General features: G+C 65.0%; 22 protein-coding genes. 7 read left to right on the top strand and 15 right to left on the bottom strand.

Annotated features, from left to right (window positions below):
* The first annotated feature begins 77 nt into the window (after positions 1 to 77).
* The gene (locus tag G6N81_RS09925; protein WP_165136291.1) at positions 78 to 1,436 is read left to right on the top strand and encodes an 8-oxoguanine deaminase; all 1,359 of its coding nucleotides are present in this window, start codon (positions 78 to 80) and stop codon (positions 1,434 to 1,436) included.
* On the opposite strand, the gene allB is transcribed toward G6N81_RS09925, so the two are convergent.
* On the bottom strand, positions 1,433 to 2,752 hold the full coding sequence (allB, locus tag G6N81_RS09920) for an allantoinase AllB (protein ID WP_241245144.1): 1,320 nt from the start codon (positions 2,750 to 2,752) through the stop codon (positions 1,433 to 1,435). The two genes, G6N81_RS09925 and allB, sit on opposite strands and share 4 nt — an antisense overlap.
* Positions 2,667 to 3,092, bottom strand: a complete 426-nt coding sequence (locus G6N81_RS12795; protein ID WP_338143996.1) for a cytosine permease — start codon at positions 3,090 to 3,092, stop codon at positions 2,667 to 2,669. The genes allB and G6N81_RS12795 overlap by 86 nt, the downstream gene beginning before the upstream one ends.
* Positions 3,093 to 3,312: 220 nt before the next feature.
* Between G6N81_RS12795 and uraD the strand changes: the two genes are divergently transcribed.
* The 3 genes from uraD to hpxO are packed head-to-tail and all read left to right on the top strand — an operon-like array spanning position 3,313 to position 5,340.
* Entirely contained in the window at positions 3,313 to 3,831 is a 519-nt protein-coding gene (gene uraD / locus G6N81_RS09910; protein WP_241244947.1) for a 2-oxo-4-hydroxy-4-carboxy-5-ureidoimidazoline decarboxylase, read from the top strand.
* A gap of 8 nt (positions 3,832 to 3,839) precedes the next feature.
* Positions 3,840 to 4,160, top strand: a complete 321-nt coding sequence (gene uraH / locus G6N81_RS09905) for a hydroxyisourate hydrolase (protein WP_165136285.1) — start codon at positions 3,840 to 3,842, stop codon at positions 4,158 to 4,160.
* Between the two features lies 1 nt (position 4,161).
* The gene (gene hpxO / locus G6N81_RS09900) at positions 4,162 to 5,340 is read left to right on the top strand and encodes an FAD-dependent urate hydroxylase HpxO (RefSeq protein ID WP_165136282.1); all 1,179 of its coding nucleotides are present in this window, start codon (positions 4,162 to 4,164) and stop codon (positions 5,338 to 5,340) included.
* A 45-nt stretch (positions 5,341 to 5,385) separates the two neighbouring features.
* On the opposite strand, the gene G6N81_RS09895 is transcribed toward hpxO, so the two are convergent.
* The 4 genes from G6N81_RS09895 to chvE all read right to left on the bottom strand — a co-directional run bounded on the left by G6N81_RS09895 (position 5,386) and on the right by chvE (position 10,122).
* Positions 5,386 to 5,898, bottom strand: a complete 513-nt coding sequence (locus G6N81_RS09895; RefSeq protein WP_165136279.1) for a TspO/MBR family protein — start codon at positions 5,896 to 5,898, stop codon at positions 5,386 to 5,388.
* A 180-nt stretch (positions 5,899 to 6,078) separates the two neighbouring features.
* Entirely contained in the window at positions 6,079 to 7,299 is a 1,221-nt protein-coding gene (gene mmsB, locus G6N81_RS09890) for a multiple monosaccharide ABC transporter permease (protein WP_165136276.1), read from the bottom strand.
* Entirely contained in the window at positions 7,296 to 8,849 is a 1,554-nt protein-coding gene (gene mmsA / locus G6N81_RS09885; protein WP_165136273.1) for a multiple monosaccharide ABC transporter ATP-binding protein, read from the bottom strand. Before mmsA ends, mmsB begins: the two co-directional genes overlap by 4 nt.
* Before the next feature lie 115 nt (positions 8,850 to 8,964).
* Entirely contained in the window at positions 8,965 to 10,122 is a 1,158-nt protein-coding gene (gene chvE, locus G6N81_RS09880; protein ID WP_165136270.1) for a multiple monosaccharide ABC transporter substrate-binding protein, read from the bottom strand.
* 320 nt (positions 10,123 to 10,442) lie between these two features.
* On the opposite strand from chvE, the gene G6N81_RS09875 reads away from it, so the two are divergent.
* The gene (locus G6N81_RS09875) at positions 10,443 to 11,969 is read left to right on the top strand and encodes an ATP-binding cassette domain-containing protein (RefSeq protein WP_165136267.1); all 1,527 of its coding nucleotides are present in this window, start codon (positions 10,443 to 10,445) and stop codon (positions 11,967 to 11,969) included.
* Between the two features lie 18 nt (positions 11,970 to 11,987).
* Positions 11,988 to 13,226, top strand: a complete 1,239-nt coding sequence (locus G6N81_RS09870) for an ROK family protein (RefSeq protein WP_165136264.1) — start codon at positions 11,988 to 11,990, stop codon at positions 13,224 to 13,226.
* Positions 13,227 to 13,234: 8 nt separating this feature from the next.
* On the opposite strand, the gene G6N81_RS09865 is transcribed toward G6N81_RS09870, so the two are convergent.
* The 6 genes from G6N81_RS09865 to G6N81_RS09840 are packed head-to-tail and all read right to left on the bottom strand — an operon-like array spanning position 13,235 to position 21,759.
* Positions 13,235 to 13,759, bottom strand: a complete 525-nt coding sequence (locus G6N81_RS09865) for an adenine phosphoribosyltransferase (RefSeq protein WP_165136261.1) — start codon at positions 13,757 to 13,759, stop codon at positions 13,235 to 13,237.
* Between the two features lie 52 nt (positions 13,760 to 13,811).
* Positions 13,812 to 14,405: a hypothetical protein gene (locus G6N81_RS09860; RefSeq protein WP_165136258.1), complete on the bottom strand. Its 594-nt coding sequence runs from the start codon at positions 14,403 to 14,405 to the stop codon at positions 13,812 to 13,814.
* Between the two features lie 22 nt (positions 14,406 to 14,427).
* The gene (gene glgB, locus G6N81_RS09855; RefSeq protein WP_206527869.1) at positions 14,428 to 16,659 is read right to left on the bottom strand and encodes a 1,4-alpha-glucan branching protein GlgB; all 2,232 of its coding nucleotides are present in this window, start codon (positions 16,657 to 16,659) and stop codon (positions 14,428 to 14,430) included.
* Positions 16,599 to 18,032, bottom strand: coding sequence for a maltokinase N-terminal cap-like domain-containing protein (locus tag G6N81_RS09850; protein ID WP_165137884.1), 1,434 nt, complete (start codon positions 18,030 to 18,032; stop codon positions 16,599 to 16,601). Before G6N81_RS09850 ends, glgB begins: the two co-directional genes overlap by 61 nt.
* Positions 18,032 to 19,795, bottom strand: coding sequence for a maltose alpha-D-glucosyltransferase (treS, locus tag G6N81_RS09845; protein WP_165136255.1), 1,764 nt, complete (start codon positions 19,793 to 19,795; stop codon positions 18,032 to 18,034). The genes G6N81_RS09850 and treS overlap by 1 nt, the downstream gene beginning before the upstream one ends.
* Entirely contained in the window at positions 19,792 to 21,759 is a 1,968-nt protein-coding gene (locus tag G6N81_RS09840; RefSeq protein WP_165136252.1) for a maltotransferase domain-containing protein, read from the bottom strand. The genes treS and G6N81_RS09840 overlap by 4 nt, the downstream gene beginning before the upstream one ends.
* Positions 21,760 to 21,905: 146 nt before the next feature.
* Here G6N81_RS09840 and G6N81_RS09835 point away from each other — a divergent pair, with 146 nt between their 5' ends.
* Complete coding sequence (locus tag G6N81_RS09835) at positions 21,906 to 22,238, top strand: hypothetical protein (RefSeq protein ID WP_165136249.1); 333 nt, start codon at positions 21,906 to 21,908, stop codon at positions 22,236 to 22,238.
* Positions 22,239 to 22,248: 10 nt separating this feature from the next.
* Here G6N81_RS09835 and glgX read toward each other — a convergent pair whose 3' ends face one another.
* From glgX to G6N81_RS09820, 3 genes are all read right to left on the bottom strand, one after another.
* Complete coding sequence (gene glgX / locus G6N81_RS09830; protein ID WP_165136246.1) at positions 22,249 to 24,393, bottom strand: glycogen debranching protein GlgX; 2,145 nt, start codon at positions 24,391 to 24,393, stop codon at positions 22,249 to 22,251.
* A 123-nt stretch (positions 24,394 to 24,516) separates the two neighbouring features.
* A complete protein-coding gene (locus G6N81_RS09825) occupies positions 24,517 to 24,948 on the bottom strand; it encodes a heat shock protein transcriptional repressor HspR (protein WP_165136243.1) in 432 nt (143 codons plus the stop codon).
* 53 nt (positions 24,949 to 25,001) lie between these two features.
* On the bottom strand, positions 25,002 to 25,949 hold the full coding sequence (locus G6N81_RS09820; RefSeq protein ID WP_165136240.1) for a DnaJ C-terminal domain-containing protein: 948 nt from the start codon (positions 25,947 to 25,949) through the stop codon (positions 25,002 to 25,004).
* Positions 25,950 to 25,971: the final 22 nt, after the last annotated feature.

Raw genomic sequence — 25,971 nt, 5'->3', positions numbered from 1 at the left:
GCGTTTCATGAAACGCGCCGCGTCCGCGATCTGTGCAGGACACGGAGCGGAAACGTACCTGGCCTACCGTGAGCGCCATGACGCGCACGCTGATCGAAAACGGGTACATCGCGACCGTTGATGCCCGCGGCACAGAACACGCGGCGGGATATGTGTTCACGGTTGACGGACGCATCGCCGCGGTCGGCTCCGGGCCAGCTCCGGAACACCTGCGCATCGACGCGGAGGTGATCGACGCGAGCGGCTGCCTCGTGACACCGGGGCTTGTGAACACCCACCACCACCTGTATCAATGGCTCACGCGCGGCTTCGCACAGGACGCGATTTTGTTCGACTGGCTCACAACGCTGTACCCGCCGTGGTCACGAATCGATGCCGATCTGACGGGTGAGGGAGCCGCGGGGGCGATGGCGGTTTTGGCACGATCCGGATGCTCCACGGTCGCCGATCACCACTATGTCTTCCCCGCCGGAAGCGGCGATATTGTCGGCGCGATCGTCGAAGCCGCCCGTGAGGTCGGCGTGAGACTCCATGCCACGCGCGGCTCCATGGATCTTGGCCAGTCTCAGGGCGGCCTTCCGCCAGACTTCGCCGTGGAAACGACAGACGCGGCGCTCGCGGCCTCGGCCGACGCCGTCCAACGATTCCACGATGCGTCATTCGATGCGATGGTGCGGGTGGCGATCGCCCCCTGCTCACCCTTCACCGTGACGGAAACGCTGCTGCGTGAGGCGGCTGCGCTCGCCCGTTCCCTCGGCGTTCGCCTGCACACTCACGCCTCCGAGACGATCGAAGAGGACGTCTTCTGCCGAGAGAAGATCGGAAAAACGCCGACCCAGTTTCTTGAGGATCTGGGCTGGCTCGGCGATGACGTCTGGATGGCGCACGCCGTGCACCTGGACCGGCCAGCGATCTCTCGATACGCCGCAACGGGAACCGGAGTCGCGCACTGCCCATCGTCGAACGCGCGCCTCGCCGCCGGAATCGCTCCCGTGCGCGATATGCTGCGCGCGGGAGTTGCCGTTGGCCTTGGCGTCGACGGAGCGGCCTCAAACGAGTCGGGGAGGCTGGGCTCTGAGATCCGCCAGGCTGTTCTGATGAACCGGCTGCGCACGGGCGCCGATTCGATGAGCGTGCGCGACGGGCTGCGTCTGGCAACGATCGGCGGTGCGCGCGTTCTGGGCCGCGACACCGAGCTGGGTTCGCTCGAACCGCACAAGCTCGCGGATATCGCCGTGTGGAAGATCGACGGAATCGAACACGCCGGAATTCTCGACCCGGTTGCCGCGCTGGGGCTGGGATCTTTACCCCCGCTCACGCGGCTGTTCGTCGGCGGCCGCCCGATCGTTGTCGACGAAGAGCTGGTCACCGTGGATGCCCCGCGTTTGGCGGAGCGCGTCGCCCGTGCCGCGCGAACTCTGGCGGAACGTTCTTAGGACGAGGCGATTCCCGTTCCCAGCTCGACGTAGCCGCTGAGCTGCGCCTGCTCGTGCGGGAAGACCTCGCGGCCGCTACGGGCGAGAACGCCCTCATCGCGCGTGTAAACGCGCTCGCCGTGCAGATACGTTTCGCGGATGGCCCCGCGTAGCGGGGTACCGACCCACGGAGACAGGCGATTGCGGTAGTGCAGATCGTCGGCGCCGAGCGTGTACTCCGCATCCGGGTCGAAAACGGCCAGGTGCGCCGGCGCCTCGCGCACGATCTCGCCCCGGGAAAGACGAACGATGGCGGCCGGGCCCGTCGTGAACAGCGGCAGAATGCGTTCCAGGTCGATGCCGCGGCGGCGCGCCTCGGTCCACACGGATGCCAGGCCCGTTTGCACACCGGAGATGCCGCCCCACGCGACGCCGAGATCGGAAACGTTCTTCAGATCGGCCGTTGCGGGCGAGTGGTCGCTGACGATCGCATCGATTGTTCCGTCCAGAACACCGTCCCACAGCGCGTCCTGGTTGGCGCGGCCTCGAACGGGAGGACAGCACTTATAGCGGCCCTCGCCATCGGGAACGGCGTCCGCATCGAGCGTGAGGTAGTGCGGGCACGTTTCGATCGTCAGACGAACGCCGTCCGCCTTAGCTTGGCGGACGAGATCGAGAGCTCCGGCCGCGGAAACGTGCACGATGTGCGCCCGTGCGCCCGTACGGCGGGCAGCTTCGACGACAACGCGCACCGCCGCGATTTCCGCCTCAGGCGGGCGCGACGCGACGAAGTCGGTGAACACTGGTCCGGCTGCCTCGGTGAGAAACTCTTCGAACTCGGCGTGGGCGATGAACAGGCCGTCGCGGAGCGCCAGCTCGGACAGCGCCGCCTCGATCTGCGCCCCGCTGAGGTGCCCGAACTCGTCGATGCCACTCGGAGCCATAAAGCCCTTCACTCCGACAACACCCGCGTCGAGCAGCTCGCCCAGGGACCCGAGGTTCTCAGGCACGGCCCCGCCCCAGTAGGCGAGATCGGTGGCCAGCTGCCCCGCCGCCGCTTCGCGTTTCGCGGCGAGCGCTGCCGGTGAGGTTGTCACCGGCAGGGAGTTGAGGGGCATATCGACGACGGTGGTGACCCCGCCAGCCGCCGCCGCCGCCGTTCCCGTTGCGAATCCCTCCCACGACGTGCGACCAGGCTCGTTGAAGTGCACGTGGCTGTCGACGAGACCGGGGATCAGAACGTGGGCGTCGTCAACGACGACATCGGCCTGGTCGGTGAATCGTCCGATGCCGCTGATCGTCCCGTCGGCGATGCGGATGGTGGCGGGCCGGAACACACCGTCGACGAAGGTACGGCGGGCGGCGATGGACGCGGGGTGGCGGAGCATGGATGTCACGATGCCACGGTACTCGCGCCGTGATGTAGCCGCCCTGGCGGAAGCTGATCTTGGACGGTGCCAGGTTCGACACGTCGTAGGCGCCCGCTGTGATGAACAGGCTGAGGAAACTGAAGAAGGCCAGGCTCACGGGCAGACCGAGGAAGTTACCGAGCCGCATCGACTTCTCACTGCGCGAGAACCGCGAGAAGTCGCCGTAGTTGATGATCACGGCCGAGAAATAGGCGACCATCAACCCGACGACGCCCACGAATGCGGCAACCGCCGACCACCCGGTCACAGTGTCGTTCGCGAAAAGGCTCGCGACCGACGCAAAGTAGGTCTGCGCGCCGTACCAGAAGATGCCGAAGATGCCGCGGAGCAGGGCGAGAAACAGCTCTCCGTTTTCCGTGCGTCCGCTGCAGTTTCATCCAGGGAGCGGCGCGGAGGCGGGCCGAGTTCTTTCGCGCGACCGGGCGCTTCGCAATGCGGCAGAAATCTCGCGGGGATACGCTGTCCGCGTGCTCATCACCGATCTGAACCAGCTGCCCGAGGACGAGGCCCGCGCGATCGTGCGGGTGTGGGCCGATGTGCCGTCGTGGGTCGACGATGTCGTCGCCGCCCGTCCGTTCGAGGACCTCGCTCATCTGGAGGACGTGGCGGGGCGCCTCGCGAAAGAGTGGACGGAGCAGGATCTCGACGCTGCGCTCAGCCAGCATCCGCGCATCGGCGATCGCGTCGACCGAGAAGGGGCGGAGGGCGACCATTCCCGCCGTGAGCAGTCGGCCATGGCCACGGCAGCCGCCGATATCGCGCGGCGTATCGCCGGGGGAACCGCCCGCTACGAGGAACAGTTCGGGCGCGTTTTCTTGATCCGCGCCGCCGGTCGATCACCGGAACAGATCCTGACAGAGCTCGAACGCCGGCTGTCCAACGACCCGGAAACGGAATGGCGCGAAGCGGCGTTCCAGCTTGCCCAAATCGCGCAGTTGCGGCTCGAGGCCGCCATCGACGATGACACCACCCCCGAAGCCCCCTGAAAGCGCCCATGCCTCATCTGACAACTCACGTCCTCGACGCCGCCCGCGGCGTCCCCGCTCCGGGCATCGCTCTGACGCTCACAACAAGCGACGGCGTCCCCATCGCCACAGGGACCACCGATGATGACGGGCGGGCCGGACTCGGACCGGACGTTCTGGCAGCCGGCGACTACTCGCTGCGTTTCGACACGGGTGCCTATTTCGCCGCACAGGGCACGGACGCGTTCTACCCGTTCGTCACTGTGACGTTCACGGTGACGGACGACCGTCACCACCACGTCCCAATTCTGCTCAGCCCGTTCGCGTACTCCACCTATCGGGGAAGCTGAGATGCGGGTCATCATCATCGGGGCCGGCGTCGGCGGAACCAGCGCAGGAATCGCTCTTCAGCGCCTCGGACACGACGTGACGATCTACGACCGTATTCATGAGAACAAGCCGGTCGGTGCCGCGCTCTCGCTGTGGTCGAACGGCGTGAAGGTGCTGAACTGGCTGGGGCTGGCGGATGAGGTGGCCCGGCTGGGTGGCCTCATGGACCGCATGGCCTACTACGACGGCCATACGGGCGAGACGATGACGCAGTTCAGCCTCTCGCCCGTGACGGAGAAAACGGGCCAGCGCCCGTACCCCGTTGCTCGCGCCGACCTGCAGCAGCTACTGATCGACACGTTCGGGATGGATCGCATCCATCTGGGGCGAAAGATGGTACGTATCGACCAGGACTCCTCCGGCGCCACCGTGACATTCGACGACGGCGAAACGGCCACGGCCGACATCGTGATCGGCGCCGATGGCGCCAAGTCGATCACCCGTGACTATGTGCTGGGCGAGCGCCGGGAGCGCACCTACCGGGGATACGTCAACTACAACGGCCTCGTCCCGGTGAACGAAGCGTTCGGCCCGGCGGATCAGTGGACAACCTACGTCGCCGATGGCAAGCGCGTCTCGGCGATGCCCGTTGCCGGTAACCGGTTCTACTTCTTCGTCGACGTTCCCGGCCCTTCGGGTGAGGATTACGATCGCGCGGATGGCATCGCTCCCCTCGAAAAGGCCTTCGCGGGCTGGGCCCCGGGCGTGCAGTCTCTTCTCGCGTCGATCGACCCCGAGCAGTCGCTGAACCGCGTGGAGATCTGGGATCTCGATCCGATCGACACCTGGGTGCGCGGGCGCGTGGCCATTCTCGGTGACGCCGCCCACAACACCGCCCCCGATGTGGGCCAGGGTGCCTGCTCTGCTCTCGAAGACTCCTTTGTTCTCGGCCTGTTGTTCGCCACGACGACCGTGAGCCCCGAAGACACCCTGCTGCGGTATGAGCGGGCGCGCGCCGAGCGTGCCGGTGATCTGGTCGAGCGCGGACGCCGGCGCTCACACGAGACGCACGCTTTCGAGCCCGAGGTCACACAGGCCTGGTACGCGGGCCTACGCACGGAAACGGGCGAGAACATCATCCGCGGCATCGTCGGCAACATCATCGAGAGCCCGACCGGGATGGGCTCGGACCTGCCGTAAGGCTTCGCGCGAATGATCGACCTCCCGACGTCCGCGCCAACCTGATCAGTTCAGGACGATAATTGCCGCGTTGAGCGACGTGGCGAAGATCAGCCACAGCAGATACGGCACCAGGAGCCAGGCCGCCAGGCGCGAGACCCGCCGTCCTGCCGCGATCAACCAGATCACCGAGGCGACAAGGGCGACGATCACGCCAACAGCAATCCACCACGCGATCTCGCCCATCAGCGGATACCCGCCAAAGAAGATGGGCGTCCAGGCGGCGTTGAGCGAAAGCTGGACCACGTAGACCGTGAGAACCGAGCGTCGTCTGCCGTCAGGGGTGTCGTTGGAACGCCAGAACAGGAAACCGGCGATCGCGATCGCGAGGTAGAGGACGGACCAGGCGGGGCCGAACACCCACGTCGGCGGGTTCCACGGGGCCTTGACGGCATCCGCGTACCACCCCTCAACGTTCGGCGTTGTGGCAAGCGATCCGCCCGCGGCGATCGCCACAACGGCGGCAAGGAGGATCGCGGCAACGAGTATCTGACGTGCTACGGACGTCTGACGTGTCATCGGAACTCCTTCGATCGGCGTGAGACCGATCCTGCCAGCCACAAGAAAGTCATGCTCGGGGGTTGAGATTCCGCGGAGTTCCTGTCAACGGCGTACCTCACCGGCTCCTGACAACAAACAACCGCGCCGTGGAGCATCTGAGTCGATGTCCCACGGCGCGGTTGTTTGTTGCGATGCGGTTTAGCGCACGCCGGCGCGGCGCTTGTTGTAGATGTCGAAGGCGACTGCCAGCAGCAGCACGAGGCCCTTGACGATCTGCTGTGCCGACTGCGGAACGCCCATCAGCGACATTCCATTTGACATGACGGCCATCACGAGACCACCGACGAGGGCACCCGTGATCCGGCCGACACCACCGGTGGTGGAGGCTCCACCGATGAAGACGGCGGCAATCACGTCGAGCTCAAACATGTTGGCCATGTTCGGCTGCGCTCCGTTCGACCGGGACGAGAACACGGCAGCGGCAATACCGGTCAGCAGACCCATGTTGACGAAGATCCAGAAGTTCATCTTCACGACGTTCACACCGCTGAGCTTGGCCGCGGCGAGGTTTCCGCCGACGGCGTAGACGCGACGACCGAAAACCGTGCGGTTGGTGATGATCTGGTACACCATGATCAGCACACCGAGGATGATGAGCACGATCGGGAAGCCACGGTTATAGGCGAGGGCGAAGGCGAAGGCCAGAACGACCGCGCTGACGACGACGATCTTCGCGATGAACAGCGGCATCGACTCAACCTGCTGGTTGTATGCCTCGCGTGCGCGGCGGTCCCGCAGCTGCAGGGTGATGAACCCAGCGACGGCGAAGATACCGATGAGCATGGTGAAGACGTCGAGCGTCTGCGGAACCGCGAGAAGCCCCTGCCCTTGTCCGAGCGGTATCGACCCCAGCGTTCCGTCGAGGAAGCCGGATGCGACCTGCTGGTACTCGCGGGGGAACGGCGACAGCGAGACGTTCTCCAGAACGAGCCACGTCAGACCGCGGAACAGCAGCATTCCCGCGAGCGTCACGATGAAGGCGGGAATGCCGACGACCGCGACCCAGAAGCCCTGCCAGACCCCAACGATGAGGCCCGTGAGAATGGCGGCGAGAACACCCACCCACCACGGCATTCCCATGCGAATGACGAGCACAGCCGACACGGCCGACGCAAAGGCGAGGACCGAACCGACAGAAAGGTCGATGTGTCCCGCCACGATCACCATGAGCATCCCGAGCGCCATGATGAGGATGTGCGCGTTCTGCAGGATCAGGTTGGTGAGGTTCTCCGGCGCCAGCAGCGTGCCGCCGGTGAGGATCGTGAACAGCACGACGATCGCGACGAACGCGATGTAAATTCCCGAGGTGCGCAGGTTGCGCGTGAGCAAGTCCTTCGCCTCGACGAACACGTTGGTCATGCCGCGGCACCCTTCTTGTCGTTCTCGATGGTCATGAGCGCCATGAGATTCTCCTGAGTCGCTTCGGACGCGGGCATCTGGCCCGTGATGCGTCCGTAGGCAAGTGTGTAAATGCGATCGCTGATTCCCAGCAGCTCGGGCAACTCACTGGAGACGACGATGATCGCCTTCCCCTGCGCTGCGAGCCGGTGGATGATCTCGTAAATCTCGTATTTGGCCCCGACATCGATTCCTCGTGTCGGCTCGTCGAGGATCAGCACCTCGGGGTCCGAGTACAGCCACTTCGACAGAACAACCTTCTGCTGGTTTCCGCCGGAGAGGTTCCCCACGTTCTGCATCACGGAGGAGGTCTTGATGCGCAGGTCCTTACGGTATTCCTCGCTGACCCGGATCTCCTCGTTCCCGTTGATCAGAGACACGCGGTTGCTGAGCTTATTGAGAGACGCGGCCGTGATGTTGGTACGGGTGTCCGTGACGAGGTTGAGACCGTACTGCTTCCGGTCTTCCGACACATAGGCAATGTGGTTGTCGATCGCCTGCTGCACGGTGCGCGTCATGATCTCTTCACCGCGCAGGAACACGCGGCCCGAAATGTCGCGGCCGTAGGAGCGGCCGAAAACGCTCATCATGAACTCGGTGCGTCCCGCGCCCATGAGGCCCGCGATACCGACGATTTCGCCGGCGCGCACGGAGATCGACGCGTTGTCGACGACGATGCGCCCCGCCTGCGTGGGGTGGTACACCGACCAGTTCTCGATGCGGAAGATCTCTTCGCCGATCTCGGGCTCGCGCGCCGGGAAACGGTTGTCGAGGGAACGGCCGACCATGCCGCGAATAATGCGGTCCTGCGTGGCGTCTTCTCCGTGCATATCGATCGTCTCGATCGACTCGCCGTCACGGATGATCGTCGTGTTGTCGGCGACGGAGACGATCTCGCCCAGCTTGTGGCTGATGATGATCGAGGTGATGCCCTCGTCGCGCAGCTGCCGCAAGAGGTCGAGCAGATGCTCGGAATCGTTGTCGTTCAGGGCGGCGGTCGGCTCGTCAAGAATCAGCAGCTTGACGTTCTTCGTCATCGCGCGGGCGATTTCGATGAGCTGCTGCTTGCCGACACCCAGCTGACCGACCGGCGTTGTGGGGTTCTCATTGAGCCCCACGCGCGCCATGTGCTTCAGCGCCTCGGCATTCGTGCGGTGCCAGTCGACAACCCCCGCCTTGTTGGCGCGTTCGTTGCCGAGGAAGATGTTCTCCGCGACCGAGAGGTGGGGCACCAGGGCAAGCTCCTGGTGGATGATGACGATGCCCTGTTCTTCGGAGTCGGGGATGGAGTGGAACTTCATCTCCTCGCCGTTGAACAGGATCTGGCCGCCGTAGGAGCCGTAGGGGTACACCCCGGACAGCACCTTCATGAGGGTCGATTTTCCGGCGCCGTTCTCGCCGCAAATGGCGTGGATCTCGCCGCGCTCGACCGTGAGACCGACGCCCTTGAGCACCTTGACGCCGGGGAAGTCCTTGGTGATGTCGCGCATCTCCAGAATCGCGTTGGACATCTCTCTCCTTTCGAACGCGGCACACCGCGCGGCGGCTCCGTCGGAGCCGGATCTGGCGTCGGCGAAGCCGCCGCGCGCGTGTGTCGGAACGTGATCTACGAGGGGGTGGTCCGAGTTAGTCGGCGAGGCCCGAGGCGACCTCGGACTCGGTCCAGTAGCCGGTCTCGACAAGGAGGCTGTCGATGTTGTCGGCAACGACGATGTCGGACTCGAGCAGGTACGAGGGAACGACCTTCACGCCGTTGTCGTACGTCTCGGTGTCGTTCGCTTCCGGCTCCTGGGCCTCGGCGTAGGAGGATGCGGCTTCAACGGCCTGCGTTGCCAGCTTGCGGGTGTCCTTGAAGATCGACGCGAACTGCACGCCGTCGGCAATCATCTTCACCGAGGCGATCTCGGAGTCCTGGCCGGAGACGACGGGAAGGCCGCTCTCGATCGAGTCGCCGTAGCCGGCGTTCTGCAGGGCTGTGATGATGCCGCGCGAGATGCCGTCGTAGGGAGACAGAACGCCGTCGAGCTGACCCGAACCACCGCTGTAGGTGGAGGTGAGGAGGTCTTCCATGCGGCGCTGTGCCGTTGCCTGGTCCCAGCGCAGCGTTGCCACCTGGTCCAGTGTGCGCTGGCCGGAGCCGATCGTCAGGCGACCGTCCTCGAGGAAGGGCTCGAGGGTGTCCATCGCGCCACCGTAGAAAAAGCCCGTGTTGTTGTCGTCGGGTGATCCCGCGAAGACCTCGATGATCTTCTCGTCTTCCAGGCCCGTGTCCTGGTAGCTCTCGTCGAGGTAGCCGAGGCCGCGCAGAAGCGACTGTGCCTGCTGCACACCCACCTCGTAGTTGTCGAACGTCACGTAGAAGTCGACAGCCTCGGTGCCGTTGATGAGGCGGTCGTAGGCGATGACGGGGATGCCGCGGTCGGATGCCGCTTCGAGCTGGCTCGCAAGGGCCGTTCCATCGATCGAGGCGACGATCAGGATGTCCGCGCCGTTCGTGATCATCTGCTCGATCTGCTGCTGCTGCGTCGAGATGTCATCGCCAGCGAACTGCAGGTCGACGTCGTATCCGGCTGCTTCGAGCTGCGATTCAACGGCCTCGCCATCGGCGATCCAGCGCTCGGAGGTTTCGGTGGGCATGGCAACGCCGACGGTCATCTCCTGAACATCGGCACCGCCGTTGCCCGCATCGCCTGTTTCGGGGGAGTCGGTGGAGCACGCGGTCAGGCCGAGTGCGAGGACCGCGGCGCCGGTGAGGGCGATCGGTCGCAGAGCTGTGCGCTTCATTGCTGTCTCTCTTCATTGAAAGGGGGCCGCTCCTGCGACACGCAGGAACGCCTTGGTGGAAGCGGTGGCACCCATCGCACTCGAGTCACACGTGGCCCTCTGCACCCCTGCGACAACTCTGTTCGCAGAAGGCGGAGTGCCTGATGTGCCGAACCGCTGGAGGCAACCATACATATTGCCGACCCTATGGACAAATTACTTTCCGGTAACGTACGTTGACCACATCGACGCCGTTTGGTGAGTCTCAGCGGTGCCCGCACACCACCCGATCGCCACGGTTCGTGCTCCTGCGATTCAGAGAGGAACGCAGAACGCTCCCCATGTCTGACCACATCCTCAGCGCGGTGGACATCACCATGCGCTTCCCCGGCGTGGCAGCGCTGTCGAATGTCTCCCTCGACGTTCGCGCCGGTGAAGTTCACGCCATCTGCGGCGAAAACGGCGCCGGAAAGTCAACGCTGATGAACGTCCTCAGCGGCGTGCACCCGGCCGGTTCTTTCGACGGAACCATCCGCTTCGACGGACGCGATGTGCTCTTCCGATCGCTCCGCGAAAGCGAAGCAGAGGGCATCGTCGTCATCCACCAAGAACTCGCCCTTGTCCCTCAGCTGTCCATCGCAGAGAACATCCATCTCGGAAACGAGATCACGCGCGGCGGCCTCATCGACTGGGAACAGACCGCCCTGCGCGCCGCCGAGCTGCTCGCACGCGTTGGGCTCGACGAGAACCCCCTGACCCCCGTGGGCGAGCTCGGCATCGGCGGGCAACAGCTGATCGCCATCGCACGGGCACTGGCGAAAAACGTTCGTCTCCTCATCCTCGACGAGCCCACGGCCGCCCTGACCGATAGCGATTCCGAGCGCCTCCTGGCGATCATCGAACAACTGCGCTCACAGGGCATCACGTGCATCGTGATCTCCCACAAGTTGCGCGAGGTGCTCCGCATCGCCGACACGATCACGGTGCTCCGCGATGGCACGACAATCGAGACGATGCGCGCGGACAACCCCGAAACCGACGAGAACCACATCATTCGGGCGATGGTCGGACGAGATCTCGACAGCCTCTTCCCACCGCGCGAACCGGACATCGGCGAAGAGGTGTTCCGGGTCGAGAACTGGACCGTTCACCACTCTGCCGACCGCCGTCGCACCGTCGTGGACGACGTCAGTCTGTCTGTTCGAGCGGGAGAAATCATCGGGCTCGCCGGGCTCATGGGCTCCGGGCGAACCGCGCTGGCGATGAGTATCTTCGGGCGCTCCGCCGGCTCCGCCATCAGCGGAACCGCATACAAGCGCGGTGAGCGCATCGATCTGCGCAGCGTCTCGCAGGCGATCGAGCACGGAATCGCCTACGCAACAGAAGATCGCCGCCAGTTCGGGCTCAATCTCATCGGCGATATTCAGGCGAACGTCTCGGCCGCCGCGATCACGCGACTGTCGCACGCCGGCATCGTCGATCATTTCCGCGAGCACAAGGTCGCCGACGCCTACCGATACAAACTGAACATCAAAACACCGAATGTCGCCGCCATCACCGGAGACCTCTCCGGCGGCAATCAGCAGAAGGTCGTCCTGTCGAAGTGGATGTTCACCAATCCCGACGTGCTGATCCTCGACGAACCCACCCGGGGAATCGACGTGGGCGCAAAGTACGAGATCTACGGAATCATCAACGAGCTCGCCGCACAGGGACGAGCGATCATCGTGATCTCCTCGGAACTGCCCGAAGTGATCGGGCTGTCCGATCGCATCTACGCATTCCGCGGCGGCAGAATCACCGCCGAGGTGGATCGTGCCGACGCGACCCAAGACCTCCTCATGCGCTACCTGACGGCCGAGTCATGATGGGTAGCGTTGATACTCATGCCTGAGAACGAGACCACAAAAAACCGCGCTCCCGCGCTGTGGTCTGGCGCAGCCCCCCGGACGATGGGGTCACGCACGACCAACGAGGAGGTCCGCCAACAGAACCTGTCGGCCGTTCTCCGCCTCGCCCGCGTCGACGGCCCCCTGTCTCGATCGAGCATCGGCACCGAAACAGGACTCAACCGCTCGACCGTGACGGCGCTCGTGAATGAGCTCCTTGACCTCGGGCTCGCGCGCGAGGCGGAGACCGCTCCGACCGGTCGCGTCGGGCGCCCCTCTCTGGGCGTGGCCGCCGAAGACTCCGTCGTCGGCCTCAGCATTCGCGCCGAACCCGACGCCATCTCGGTCGCTCTCGTCGGCCTGGGCGGTGCCGTGCATTCACGCGTCCGCCACGACCTCTCGAGTCCGCCAAGCCCGCGCCGCTTCGTCCACATCGCCACGTCGGTTGTGGACGGAATGCGGGCAGACATCGATCGGCACTACCGACTCGTCGGGGCCGGCCTCGCCGTTCCCGGCCTGGTGGACGAGATGGGCACGGTGCTGATCGCACCGCCGCTCGGCTGGAAACGCGAGTCAATCGCGTCCCGCCTCGAGAACTCCCTCGGCGTGCAGGTCACGGCCGGAAACGATGCGAGCGTCGGGGCCATGGCGGAAGCTCGCTTCGGCGTCGGCCGCGGCACCAACAACCTGCTGTATCTCGGTGGCTCCGTGCACGGAATCGGCGGGGGTCTGATCTTCGACGGGGCTCTCCTGCGCGGTACCTCCGGCTTCGCGGGCGAGCTGGGGCACACGGTGGTCGATCCCCGCGGACGACGATGCGCATGCGGTCGGCGCGGATGCCTCGAGACCGAGGTCAATCCAGCGCGTCTGCTGAACCTCCTTGGCCGCCGCCGACTCGACGAGGACGAGCTCGACATCGAGCTCGGTCTCACGCGCGACCCCGCCGTGCGCGCGGAGCTCGAACGACAGGTCGACGTTTTGTCACTCGCGCTGACGAACTTCGTCAACGCGTTCGCCCCGGAAGCGGTTGTGCTCTCCGGTTATCTGGGCGTCCTCCTCGCGACCAGCCGGGAGCGCCTCGCGCAGGCCGTTCGCGTTGATCCCGTCGGGGCAGACGGGCGGGCCGTGCGCCTCGAACGAGCACACATGCGCTCCCGCCTCATGCTTCTCGCGCCCGCGGAGCTCGCGTTCGCTCCGCTCCTCGCCGATCCCGCCGCGCTCGCCCCGCCGAGGTAGGCGAGGTATCAGGCCGGCGCGTGGAAGAGGGTATGGACGGGGCCCGCGTGATCGCGACCGTCCAGACCATCCAGCTCGAGAATCGCGGCGGCGCCCACGGTTTCGGCACCGAGGTCGGAAATCAGCTGGCGCGCGGCCGCGATGGTTCCGCCCGTTGCGAGAACATCGTCAACGAGAAGGACACGCTCTCCCGCCGTCAGAACGCCCGGCGCCTCGATCGTCGCCGTTCCGTACTCCAGCGCGTACGAGACCGCCGCGGCCGGCTTGGGAAGCTTGCCCGCCTTGCGGATCGAAAGCATGCCCGTTCCCGTTGTGGCAGCGATGTACCCGGCGAGAAGGAAGCCGCGCGCCTCGATCCCTCCGACGATGTCGAACGTTCCCACGAACGGAGCAATCAGCTCCTCGCACACCGCCTTCATCGCGTCACCATCGGCGAAAAGCGGCGACAGGTCACGGAACGTCACCCCCGGTTCGGGGTAGTCCGGGGTGGCGGCGATAAGCGATTCGGCACGGTCGATCGAGCTGCTGGTCACGAAGAAACCCTACCGGCGACGCCTGAAAGCCCGCGCCGCCGTTGGTCTGCGATCACGCCGGAGGAAGCCGCAAAACGTTCGACTCGCCCATCTCGAGATCCTCCACCCAGCGCAGAGTTCGTGCCAGTTCATCAAGAGCGGGAATGAATGTCAGAAAACGCTCGCGGTCCATGCTGACCGCGTGCAACGTGATGAGCTGATCACCCGTATCCCATGTGTAGGTCGCAAACGGCGGACGGGCGGGCTGTCCGCCCACCGACGACGGCATGTCCATCACCAGCTTCTCCCCCACCCCGAGGTGCGGGTTCGAGAACGACTCGGTGTCGTCATATTCGATCGGCAACGATGCCCGCATCACGCGCATCTGCGGGGTGAGTGTCTGCGCCTGAGCGAGGACCGCGAGCGCGCTGGGATCGCTTTTCCACGACCACGCCAAGAACCGCCCGTCTGCATGGCGCAGCCCCGCCTTGATCGCCCGGTTGGCGATGAAATTCATCACTCCCGATCCGGGCTGGCCCTGGGCGAGCCCCGCCGTGGACAGCAGCATACGAATCGCGGCGCGACGATGGCGACCGCCTCCGAATCCGGATCCCCGAAGCGGAACCCAGGAGGCGGTGTCGGCATCGGCCTGCAGATGGGACGTCATGAACCCAGCGTACGGCGGGCTCCTATCCGCGCGCCCGGAACCACACCGTGGCCAGCGGCGGAATCGAGATGTCGGCGCGGGCCGGCTGCCCATTGTGCTCACCCGCGACGGCCTCGATACGGCCGAGGTTCCCAACACCGCTCCCGGCGTACTGCGTGGCGTCGGTGTTGACGATCTCTTCCCAAACGCCCGTGTGCGGCAGTCCCAGTCGGAAACCGTGGTGCGGCATCGCCGCAAAGTTCGACACGCAAACCAGTTGCGATGCGTCGTCGCTGTCGGAGGACCGGCGCACAAACGAGAAAACATTGTGCCCGGCGGCGTCGCCGTCAATCCATGAGAAGGTGCGCGGGTCGTCCTCCCAGGCCCATAGCGCCGGCGTTTCCCGGTAGCGGGCGTTGAGATCGCTCAACGCGCTCAGCACACCGCGATGGTCCGGTAGATCGAGAAGCCACCAGTCGAGTTCGCGGGACTCGGCCCACTCGGACTCCTGCGCAAACTCGCTTCCCATGAACAGCAGCTGTTTGCCGGGGAACGCCCACATGAACCCGTACAGGGCGCGGGCGGTTGCCAGCTGTCGCCATCTGTCGCCCGGAACCTTGCTGAGGATCGATCCCTTGCCGTGAACAACCTCGTCGTGGGAGAGCGGCAGAACGTAGTTCTCGCTCCACCCGTACATGGCCGCGAACGTCATCTCATGGTGGTGATAGGAGCGGTGGATGGGGTCATGCGACACGTATTCAAGCGTGTCGTGCATCCAGCCCATGTTCCATTTGAAGCCGAATCCGAGCCCCCCGTGGTCGGTCGGCTTTGTGACCCCCGGCCACGCCGTTGACTCCTCGGCGATGATCGTCGTTCCGGGATTTCTCCGGTACGCCGTTGCCGTGAGCTCCTGCAACAGCGCGACCGCCTCCAGGTTCTCGCGCCCTCCGTAGGCATTGGGCGACCACTCGCCGTCCTCACGGGAGTAATCGAGATAGAGCATCGACGCGACACCGTCAACGCGCAGACCATCGGCATGGAACTCTTCCAGCCAGTGCAGCGCGTTGGCCACGAGGAAGTTCCGCACCTCGTGCCGGCCGAAGTTGAAGATGTGCGATCCCCACTCCTTGTGCCAGCCGCGCTGAGGATTGGGATCTTCGTAGAGCGGTTCTCCGTCGAATCGCGCAAGTGCCCACTCATCAGTGGCGAAGTGACCGGGCACCCAGTCCAGGATCACGCCGATGTCCGCCTGATGCAGGCGGTCGATCAACAAACGCAGGCCATCGGGATCACCGAAGCGGCTGTCCGGTGCGTAGTACCCCGTGACGTGGTAGCCCCACGATCCGCCGAACGGGTGCTGCATCACGGGCATCAGCTCGACGTGGGTGAAGCCGGTCTCGCGCACGTGGGCGACGAGCTGGTCGGCAAGCTGCTCGTAGGAGAGCCCGCGCCGCCACGATCCGAGATGCACCTCATAGATCGACATGGGCTCGTGAATGGCCTGTTTCTTGGCGCGCCGCACCAGCCAGGCTTCGTCACCCCACACATAGGACGAGGTGTGAACCCGACTGGCTGTTGCGGGGGGAACCTCGGCCCACGATGCCATCGGGTCGGCGCGTTCGAGCCACTCTCCGGCCGCCGACAGAATCGCGTACTTGTAGTGCGCACCCATGCCGATTCCGGGAACGAACAGCTCCCAGACACCGGAGGTGCCCAGCTGACGCATCGGGTGCTCGCGACCGTCCCAGCCGTTGCTCTCGGACTTCAGGCGCACGGCCCGTGCGTTGGGTGCCCACACGGCGAACGCCGTCCCCGACACCTCACCGATCGTCATCGTGCGTGCGCCGAGCGCCCGCCAGAGCTCCTCGTGTCGCCCCTCACCGAACAGGTACAGATCAAGATCACTCACCGTCGGCAGGAAGCGGTACGGGTCGTCCAGCTCGTGGGCGACACCATCCGCGTAGTTCACCACCACGCGGTAGTCCGGCACCTCAGGGACGGGAAGAACCCCCACCCAAATGCCGTGCGCCTCGTGGACGAGGGAAACATCGCCGCCCGAGAAACGCACCACGACGGCGTCGGCAAGCGGCTTCAGCACGCGCACTGTGACGCCCCCGTCATAGGGGTGCCCGCCGAGAACAACGTGAGGATCACCATGGCGTCCCTCGGCGATCATCGCCAGAACGTCGTCCGGAATGGGAGCTGCGCCAATCGTCATGCCGTTTCCTCCGCGCGACCCAGTCGAGAAATCGCCGTCATCGGAATCGACACCCATGCTGGTCGACTCCTCGTTTCATACACAGTCTCGTACACGGCCTTGTCGGCGATGTACGCGTCCAACAGGATCGCCTCGTCCTCCGTGAGCCCACCCGTTCCCAGTTCTTCGGCGTATGCCTGGATGAACACGCCTCGCGCTGTGTGCGCCCACGCATCGGACTGCCTGCTCCGGCCGTCATCATTCGGTTCGGTGGATGACATCTGCACGACGGCGGGGGCGTAGTCGAACGAGCGGATCAGGCCGGCAACATCGCGCCAGGGCGAGTCGAGACGTCGCCTCTCCTCCAGCGGCTTCGACGGCTCGCCCTCGAAGTCGACGATCCGCCACCCGTCGGGGGTACGCAGGGCTTGGCCGAGGTGAAGGTCGCCGTGGACCCTCTGCACCGCGAGGCTGTTCAACCCCGCGACGCGATCGAACAGCGCACGCAGTCGCGGCGCATGCGCATCCAGCTGAGGAACAACGAGAATGGCGGCGTCGAGCCGTTCACGCATCCCGTTCGCCAGGGCCAGAGTGGCGTCCGTGCCCAGCACGGTCTGATCGAAACGTTCGCGGAGCACGAGGTGAATGCGCGCGATCGCCTTCGCTAGCTCTCGCGCCTCCGCGGCGTATGTGGCCGGATGCAGCGATGGATCAGCAAGAACCGAGCGCACACTGGCGAGCGCGAGGTCAAAACCGTCGGTCGAGGCCCGCAAGAAGCGCTGCAGCATCCCCAGTTGCACAACGGCCCCGTCAAACTCGCCCTCGATCCAGCCGTACAGATCGGCGACGTTCTCACTTCCCGCGCGCGTGAGCTCGGCGGCAATCTCGATATCGGGGTTCACCCCTGTCTGTACATGGCGGAACAGCTTCATGATCGTCTGCTCCCCGAAGCGCACAGAAGAATTGCTCTGTTCCACCGTCAGCGGCGATGACGGTGCGTCGGCGTCGAGTTGGACGCCGGAAACGTCGAGGCGGTGGAATCGCATCCCATCCGATTCGAACGGCTCCTCTTGCGTTCCCCGGCAAAAGGTCTTCAGCCACAGCGCCATCGCATCACGGTCGTGCACGGCGTCGTACGCCCAGACATCGTCGAAAACCCCGACAAGCGCGTGATCGATGCGCGGCTGCGACACGGAGTAGGTGGAAATCGGCACCTGGTACGACTCGGCCCCGCCCTGATCATCTTCGTACGCAACATCGACGATCAGAACGACAACGTCAGGGCCGGCGGTCTCGTCGTCGCTTCTGCCCCTCCAGATCGCATCTTCCGTGGCGAGCGACCGTGCCAACGGCCGCACGCCCATCACGTGGAACGGGCGGCCCTTGCCGCCGAACCACCGCGTCCGCACCAGATAGGCCTCCAGCGCACTCGGGGTCGGCAGCGGCATCATCACAGCACCCCACCATCGTTCTCGCCCGCGGGCGATTGCAGTCGGAACCACAGGAACGCATGCCCGCCGAGCGTGAGCAGATAGGGCAGCTCCCCGATCGCGGGAAAAGGAACACCGCCGATGACCTCAACGGGGACCAGCCCCTCGAACCGGCGAAGGTCAAGTTCAACGGGCTGGGGGAACTGCGACAGGTTGTTGACGCACAGCACGATCTCGCTGGTGCCGTCTGCCCGTGCGTGCTCACGCGAAAACGAGAAAACGGACGGGTTGGACCCACCGAGATCGGAAAATCCTCCCAGCCCGAACGCCGTGTGACGACGGCGAGCGGCGATCATCTGCCGTGTCCAGTGCAACAGGCTGGACCGATCTTCCTGCTGCGCCTCAACGTTGACGGACGGGTATCCGTAAATCGCATCTTGGACGACGGGAAGGGCGAGCTTGCCTGGGTTCGCGCTGGAGAAGCCCGCGTTGCGGTCTCCCGACCACTGCATGGGGGTGCGAACGCCGTCGCGATCACCCAACCAGATGTTGTCGCCCATGCCGATCTCGTCGCCGTAGTACAAAACGGGCGATCCCGGCAGGCTCAGCAGCAACGCTGTGAACAGCTCGATCTGGTCAATGTCGTTGTCCAGGAGAGGCGCAAGCCTGCGGCGAATGCCGATGTTGGCCTTCATCCGCGGATCTTTCGCGTACTCCTTCCACATGTAGTCGCGGTCTTCCTCCGTGACCATCTCGAGCGTCAGCTCGTCGTGGTTGCGGAGGAAGATCCCCCACTGGCACCCGGACGGAATCGGCGGGGTCTGCGCGAGGATATCGCTCAGCGGAAAACGCGACTCGCGACGAACCGCCATGAAGATTCGCGGCATCACGGGGAAGTGGAAGCACATGTGGCACTCGTCGCCGCCCGTTGCCGGATCGCCGAAATAGTCGACGACATCCGCCGGCCATTGGTTCGCCTCGGCCAGAAGAACCCGGCCAGGGTACTCCGTGTCGACGATGCGCCGCACCTTGCGGAGGAAGGCGTGCGTCTCGGGCAGGTTCTCGCCGTTTGTTCCCTCACGCTCGTACAGATAGGGAACCGCGTCGAGCCGGAACCCATCGAGCCCCCGGTCGAGCCAGAATCGCATCGCATCGAGAACCGCGTCATGAACCGCTGGGTTGTCGTAGTTCAGATCGGGCTGGTGGTGGAAGAAACGGTGCCAGAAGTACTGTCCGCGCACGGGATCCCATGTCCAGTTGCTCGGCTCTGAGTCGACGAAAATGATGCGCGCGTCTTCGTATTTCTCGTTCGTGTCGCTCCACACGTAGAACTCGCCGTAGGGTCCGTCCGGATCGCGGCGGGACTCCTGAAACCAGGGGTGCTCATCGCTGGTGTGATTGACGACGAAGTCGATGATCACGCGAATGCCCCGGTCGTGGGCAGCGGCGATAAACGTCGTGACATCGTCCACCTCGCCCATCAGCGAGTGCACACCCGTGAAATCGCTCACGTCGTATCCACCGTCGCGCAACGGCGAGGGGAAGAACGGCGGAAGCCACACACAATCGATGCCGAGCCACTGCAAATAATCGAGGCGTTCCGTGAGACCACGGAAATCACCCTGGCCGTCGCCGTTGCCGTCGCGGAAAGACCGCACGAGCACCTCGTAAAAGACCGCGGTTTTGAACCACTCGGGTTCCGCTCCGGCTCCCGGCGTATCGGGGAACTGCGCGTCGGAGATAACCGGAATCGCCGAGGTAAGTGGCGAGGCCTCTGATGTCATTCGGTTCCCTTCACCGTCAGTATGTGCGCGACGTTCTCTGCGGGATCAAGCCGCACCCAGTTGTGTTCGCCCCATGTCCAATCGGCGCCCGAAAGGTGTTCATGAACGGCGAAGGTCGATGGCAGGCCAATGGCCTTCCAATCGATATGAACCGTTGTCGCCCGCGCCCCGTGCGGATCGAGGTTGATGACGACGATCACCGCGTCCTCGCCATGCCCCTTGGAGAACACGAGGATGTGATCGTCGTCCGACCAGTGCACACGCAGACCGCGGAGGGTCTGCAGCGCGGGAACCTCGCGACGCACCTCGTTCAGGCGCGCGATGAAGGGGGCAATCGTTCGGCCCTCGTCAAACAGCCCGTCCCAGTCACGGACGCGAATCTGGTACTTCTCGCTGTCGAGATATTCTTCGGATCCCGGACGCACGGCCACGTGTTCGCACAGCTCATAGCCGGCGTACATGCCCCATGTCGGAGAGCCCGTTGCCGCCAGGACCGCCCGTAACCGGAAAGCGGCGGGGCCACCGTACTGCAGGAACTCGTGCAGGATGTCGGGGGTGTTCGGCCAAAAAGCCGGACGCATGAGGTGATCGGACTCGTTCGACACCTCACGCAGATACTGCTCGATCTGTTCCTTCTTCGTCCGCCACGTGAAGTACGTATACGACTGGTGGAAACCGACGGCGCCGAGACCGTGCATGCGCGCCGGGCGCGTAAACGCCTCGCTGAGGAACAGCACATCGGGGTCGGTTGCACGGATGCGGTCAAGAACTCGTTCCCAGAAGTCGAGCGCCTTCGTGTGCGGGTTGTCGACGCGGAAGATCCGCACCCCGCGGTCCATCCAGTGCCGCAGGATTCGCTCGGCCTCCGCATCGATTCCGGCCGGATCGTTGTCGAAGTTGATCGGGTAGATGTCCTGGTACTTCTTCGGGGGGTTCTCGGCGTAGGCAATGGACCCGTCGGCGCGCGTCGTGAAGAACTCCGGGTGTTCTGTTACCCACGGGTGATCGGGAGCCGCCTGCAGGGCGAAGTCCAGCGCCACCTCGATGCCGCGATCCTTCGCCGCCTTCACGAACGCCGCGAAGTCGTCTTCGTTCCCCAGGTCCGGGTGGATCGCATCGTGGCCGCCGAAACGCGAGCCGATTGCCCACGGCACCCCCACATCGTCGGGCCCCGGATCGAGGGTGTTGTTTCGACCCTTTCGGTTGATCTCGCCGATCGGGTGAATGGGCGGCAGATACAGAACATCGAAGCCCATCTGAGCAACTCGGTCCAGGCTCGCGATCGCCGTGCGGAAACTCCCGCTCGTGACGGCGCCCGTTTCGGGGTCGACCGTTGCCCCCTCGCTGCGGGGGAAGAACTCGTACCAGCTGCCGACGAGGGCGCGGCGCCGGTCGGCGAACAGCGGAAACGGCCCGGCCACCGTGAGCGGGTCCCGCAGCGGGCGCTCGCGGAACAGCATCAGCACCTCGTCGCTCAGGAGCGTCTCGAGGCGATCTTCCGGCGTGCGTGTGGTGTCTGTCACCGCGGCCAGCGCCGCCTTAAGGGGTCCGGTGTGACGCACTGTGCGAGGACGGTGAGTTTTTTTGAGGCGGGTGAGCAGCAGCTGCCCCTCAGCGAACATCAGATCAACATCGATTCCGGCGCGAATCTTGATCTCTGCCGCGTGGCGCCACGTCATCAGGGGGTCCCCGAAAGCGTGGATTTCGAACGACCATTCCCCGGGGGAATCGGGCGTGACCCACGCCTCGTATCGATCAAGTCCCGGTGTGATCTCTTCCATGCGCGCGGGTTGATGCCGCCGCCCATCCGGGCCGATCAGGACAACCTCGGCGCCGAGCAGATCGTGCCCTTCGCGGAATATTGTCGCGCGAATGGGCTGGGCCTCACCCTCGGTCGCCTTTGCAGGGCGCGCCCCGTCGTGAACGAGAGGATGTACATCAACGACCGGGATTCGACCAACCATGACCCCAACGTAGTCACTGTGATCACCCCGCAGGAAGGGAGATCAGATCTCGTTAACATCTCGTTCACAGAGAGATATATTCAGCGGCGCGAATATGAACGCTGTCTTCCCTCCCCCACGCGCCCCGCGCGCCGTACTCTGGCGGCATGCGAACGCTCTCCACCACCGAAGCGCTCCGGGCGCGCTGGTCGAATCACCTGCTCGGCGGCTCAGACCTGACGCCGGCGCAGGTTGTCGACCGGTCCGTTGCCCTGCAGGGACAGGACCTTCCCGCCGTTCTGCGGGCCATCGCCCTCCGCTCGCGACCGGGAACGTCGATCGCCGATGTACGCGCTGCCTTCGATCGCGGCGAGCTGGTCAGGTCGTGGCCCGGCGCGGCAAAGGGCCGCCCGGAGCCATCGTTCGAGCTCGTCGAGCAGGTGCCCGCGGCCACCGCCCGCAGCATCGGCGCGGCGCTGGCCGCGTGGCCGCACGGGTAGAAGTCCCGGTCTACTCGAGGGAACGCAGCACAACGACGGTGCGCGGGCCGAGGGTCGTTTCTGCCCCGACAGAGACGCAGTCGCCAAGAGCGATGTCGTCGTCCGTTGACAGCACCACCTCGGCGCGCGAGATGAACTCCTCCACCGGCGAGGACACGGTGACCTCGGCATCGGCCGCGTTGAACCACATGACGAAGGAGTTGTCGATCACCTGATCGCCTCGCGGCCCCGGGGCGCGAAGCGGCCCGCCCGAGAGGAAGATGCCGAACGTGCGCTGCCCCGCATCCGCCCAGTCGGCCTCCGTCATCCGCCGTCCGTCGGGATGCAGCCACACGAGGTCGTCTGGTCCCCCCTTGACTGTCGGAGATCCGTCGAACCAGTGGCGCTGCCGGAGTGCGGGATGGTCGCGCCGCAGCTGCAGGGCGCGACGCGTGTTGTCGTACACGTCCAGCCAGGCATCGTCACCGGTCCAGTCGACCCAGCTGATCTCATTGTCCTGGCAGTAGGCGTTGTTGTTGCCCCCCTGGGTGCGGCCCCGCTCATCACCGGCGGTGATCATCGGAACACCGTTCGACAACGCCAGTGTCGCCATGAGGTTGGCCGCCTGACGCCGGCGGACGGCGATGATCTCTTCGTCGTCAGTTTCACCTTCGACGCCGTAGTTCGCGGAGCGGTTGTCATTCGTTCCGTCGCGATTGCCTTCGAGGTTGGCCTCGTTGTGTTTGGTCTCATAACTCACGAGATCGCGCACGGTAAACCCGTCGTGGGCCGTGATGAAGTTCACGCCGGCGAACGACCAGCGCCCGTCGTAGCGGTACAGGTCCGACGAACCGGCGAGCCGCGTCGCGACCGTGCGAATATCGCCGTGCCCACGCCAGAAGTCGCGGATCGTTCCGCGATACTTGTCGTTCCACTCCGTCCACGGTGCCGGCATCTGGCCAACGAGATAGCCATCCATCGACAGATCCCACGGCTCGGCGATGAGCTTCACGTGCCGAAGAACAGGATCCTGATCGACCGCGGTCAAGAACGCGCACGCCATGTCCACGTCGTGGCCCGTTCTCGTCAGCGCGCTCGTGAGGTCGAAGCGAAACCCGTCAACGTGCATCTCGGTCACCCAGTAGCGCAGCGAGTCCAGAATCAGTCGCAGCGTCATCGGCTCGGAGGCGTTGACGGTGTTCCCGCAGCCTGTGACATCCCAGTACGTGTCGTCGAAGCCGCCATCGGTGGGAACGCGTTTGTACCAGCCGCGATCATCGAGACCACGGAACGAGATTGACGGGCCGAGGGCGCCGCCCTCCGCCGTGTGGTTATAGACCACGTCGAGGATCACCTCGATCCCCGCCGAATGGAACGCGCGGACCATGTCCTTGAACTCGGTTACCTGTCCGCCGGTATCGCCGCGCGAGGAGTACGCGTTGTGCGGCGAGAAAAATCCCGCTGTGTTGTACCCCCAATAGTTCACGAGGCCGCGCTCGGCAATGGCCGGCTCCGTGAAGAACTGATGGACGGGGAGAAGCTCGACCGCCGTCACGCCCAGGTCCTGGAGGTAGTGCAGAACGTGGGGGTGCGCGAGTCCCGAATAGGTTCCGCGGTGTTCCTCCGGAACGCGATCGTGCAGCTTCGTAAAGCCCTTCACGTGCAGTTCGTAGATGACCGTATCGCGCCACGCGCGTCGCGGATGTTGATCGTCACCCCAGTCGTAGGACGGATCGATGACAACGCTGCGCGCCTGGTACGGAGCGGAATCCTGCAGGTCCTGCGTGCCGGGATCTCCCCAGACGTAGGCGTGCAGAGGCTGATCAGGTGTGATGGTCCCCGACGTGGCGAGGGCGTAGGGGTCGAGCATCAGCTTCTCGAAGTTGAACCGCAGGCCCTGCCCGGGGTCCCACGGTCCCGCCGCGCGGTAGCCGTACAGTGTTCCCGGTTGAATATCGGGAACAGCTCCGTGCCACACGCCGAGGCTGTGTTCGGTCAGCGGATAGCGTGTCTCCGCGCCGTCCTCATCGAAGAAGCACAGCCACATCCCGGTGGCGTCAGGCGCGTACACCGCGAAGTTCGTCGACTCCGGGGTCCACGAGGATCCGAGTGGCCAGTTTCGTCCGGGCCACACATCGGTTTTTTCTCCGAGCTCACGCCAGATGGAGGGTGCCATGGCGCCATCCTGCCCTTTCCCCCGCCATAAACACCAACTCGCGTCGATGTCGAGCTCGATTCGAGAGCAAACGTCAGCGGTCACACAGGTCTCGTCGTCGCCCCCGAACGCCGCGGCAGAACGTCAGCCGCGGGGCGGGCGCCAGAGCACGACGTCGGTCTGACGCCGAATGCGTGTTGTTCCCGTGAGCGTGACAACACCGCCGGTCGCATTGGTCGCGAACACCCGCGCTCCTGGACGCGTCTCGCGCTCTTCCCGGAGTTCCTGGGTCAGATCACGCACCCTGTCGCGCAAATGCTGCACCTCGTTTTCGAGGTCGATCATTCGCTGGATCACCGCGAGGGGGACGCCCTCGGCGGAGAGCTTCGCGACCTCCTGCAATTGCACGATGTTGTACGCCGAGTATCGCCGTGACCCCCCGCGCGTGCGGCCGGGGACGACGAGCCCGATGCGGTCGTACTGCCGCAGGGTCTGCGGGTGCATTCCGGCCAGCTCACTCGCCGCCGCGATCGGGAAGATCGGGTCGGTCGGGGATACCCCCTCGGGTAGCTGCATTAGGATCACCTCCCATTCGTCACGGCATTCGGGCGCTCACGCGGTCAACGCGTTCAGAACAGGCTGGCCCGCGGATCCTCGTTCGGTTCCACCGCGGCGTAGCGTTCGAGCGCCTCACGCTGGGCGTCCGTCACGTGGTCGGGAACGGCCACGTGCACCTCGGCGAGGAGGTCGCCCTTGCCCTTTGTGGTTTCGATGCCGCGTCCCTTCACGCGCAGAACGCGGCCAGATGGCGTTCCCGGGGCAACGCGCAACTTGACGCGCGTTCCGTCCAGCGTTGGCACCTCGATCGTGGCGCCGAGCACGGCCTCGGTGAACGTGACGGGAACGGTGACGCGCAGGTTCAGGCCGTCGCGCGAGAAAACGCGGTGCGGCCGCACGGCAACCTCGACGACGACATCGCCGGGCTCTCCGCCGTTGGGCGAGGGGCGGCCGCGGCCCCGCAGACGAATCTTCTGGCCGTCTGCGACACCGGCGGGCACCTTGACCTTAAAGGGCTTCCCGTCTTCGCCCTTGAGCGTGATGGTGTCGCCGTTGGCCGCCGTGAGGAAGTCGATCGTTGTGCGCGCGCGAACGTCCTGGCCCTTCTGCGGTCCGCCGAAGCCCGGCCCGCCGAAGCCGGCGCGGCGGCCTCCGCCGCCCGTTGCGCCGTTGAACATCGAGAAGATGTCGTCGAAGTCCGGAGCGTGACCGCGCTGCTGAAAGCGGCTGAAGACATCTTCGAAGCCGCCCCCGCCCGCACCACCGGCGGAAAAGCGCGCGCCGGAACCCATGGCGCGGATCTCGTCGTATTCACGACGCTGCTCGGGGTCACTGAGCACCGAGTATGCCTCGCTGATGTCTTTGAAGCGCGCCTCAGCAGCGGCGTCACCCTGGTTGGAGTCGGGGTGGTACTTCCGCGCGAGCTTTCGGTAAACCTTCTTCAGCTCTGCGTCCGACGCGTTCTGGGCGACGCCGAGTATCTGGTAAAAGTCCTTGTCGAACCAGTCCTGATTGGCCATCGGGTCCCTCTTCTTAAAAACG

The sequence above is a fragment of the Microbacterium amylolyticum genome, assembly GCF_011046975.1.
Classification (GTDB): domain Bacteria; phylum Actinomycetota; class Actinomycetes; order Actinomycetales; family Microbacteriaceae; genus Microbacterium; species Microbacterium amylolyticum.
Note: the sequence above shows the minus strand (reverse complement) of the source record. Positions and strands in the feature narration are given on the sequence as shown.

Excerpts from the sequence above, each read along its gene's own strand:
- G6N81_RS09925 (WP_165136291.1), top strand. The coding sequence starts at position 78 with ATGACGCGCACGCTGATCGAAAACGGGTACATCGCGACCGTTGATGCC.
- uraH (WP_165136285.1), top strand. The coding sequence starts at position 3,840 with ATGCCTCATCTGACAACTCACGTCCTCGACGCCGCCCGCGGCGTCCCC.
- hpxO (WP_165136282.1), top strand. The coding sequence starts at position 4,162 with ATGCGGGTCATCATCATCGGGGCCGGCGTCGGCGGAACCAGCGCAGGA.
- G6N81_RS09895 (WP_165136279.1), bottom strand. The coding sequence starts at position 5,898 with ATGACACGTCAGACGTCCGTAGCACGTCAGATACTCGTTGCCGCGATC.
- mmsB (WP_165136276.1), bottom strand. The coding sequence starts at position 7,299 with ATGACCAACGTGTTCGTCGAGGCGAAGGACTTGCTCACGCGCAACCTG.
- mmsA (WP_165136273.1), bottom strand. The coding sequence starts at position 8,849 with ATGTCCAACGCGATTCTGGAGATGCGCGACATCACCAAGGACTTCCCC.
- chvE (WP_165136270.1), bottom strand. The coding sequence starts at position 10,122 with ATGAAGCGCACAGCTCTGCGACCGATCGCCCTCACCGGCGCCGCGGTC.
- G6N81_RS09875 (WP_165136267.1), top strand. The coding sequence starts at position 10,443 with ATGTCTGACCACATCCTCAGCGCGGTGGACATCACCATGCGCTTCCCC.
- G6N81_RS09870 (WP_165136264.1), top strand. The coding sequence starts at position 11,988 with ATGCCTGAGAACGAGACCACAAAAAACCGCGCTCCCGCGCTGTGGTCT.
- G6N81_RS09860 (WP_165136258.1), bottom strand. The coding sequence starts at position 14,405 with ATGACGTCCCATCTGCAGGCCGATGCCGACACCGCCTCCTGGGTTCCG.
- glgB (WP_206527869.1), bottom strand. The coding sequence starts at position 16,659 with ATGGGTGTCGATTCCGATGACGGCGATTTCTCGACTGGGTCGCGCGGA.
- G6N81_RS09850 (WP_165137884.1), bottom strand. The coding sequence starts at position 18,032 with ATGATGCCGCTGCCGACCCCGAGTGCGCTGGAGGCCTATCTGGTGCGG.
- treS (WP_165136255.1), bottom strand. The coding sequence starts at position 19,795 with ATGACATCAGAGGCCTCGCCACTTACCTCGGCGATTCCGGTTATCTCC.
- G6N81_RS09840 (WP_165136252.1), bottom strand. The coding sequence starts at position 21,759 with ATGGTTGGTCGAATCCCGGTCGTTGATGTACATCCTCTCGTTCACGAC.
- G6N81_RS09835 (WP_165136249.1), top strand. The coding sequence starts at position 21,906 with ATGCGAACGCTCTCCACCACCGAAGCGCTCCGGGCGCGCTGGTCGAAT.
- glgX (WP_165136246.1), bottom strand. The coding sequence starts at position 24,393 with ATGGCACCCTCCATCTGGCGTGAGCTCGGAGAAAAAACCGATGTGTGG.
- G6N81_RS09825 (WP_165136243.1), bottom strand. The coding sequence starts at position 24,948 with ATGCAGCTACCCGAGGGGGTATCCCCGACCGACCCGATCTTCCCGATC.
- G6N81_RS09820 (WP_165136240.1), bottom strand. The coding sequence starts at position 25,949 with ATGGCCAATCAGGACTGGTTCGACAAGGACTTTTACCAGATACTCGGC.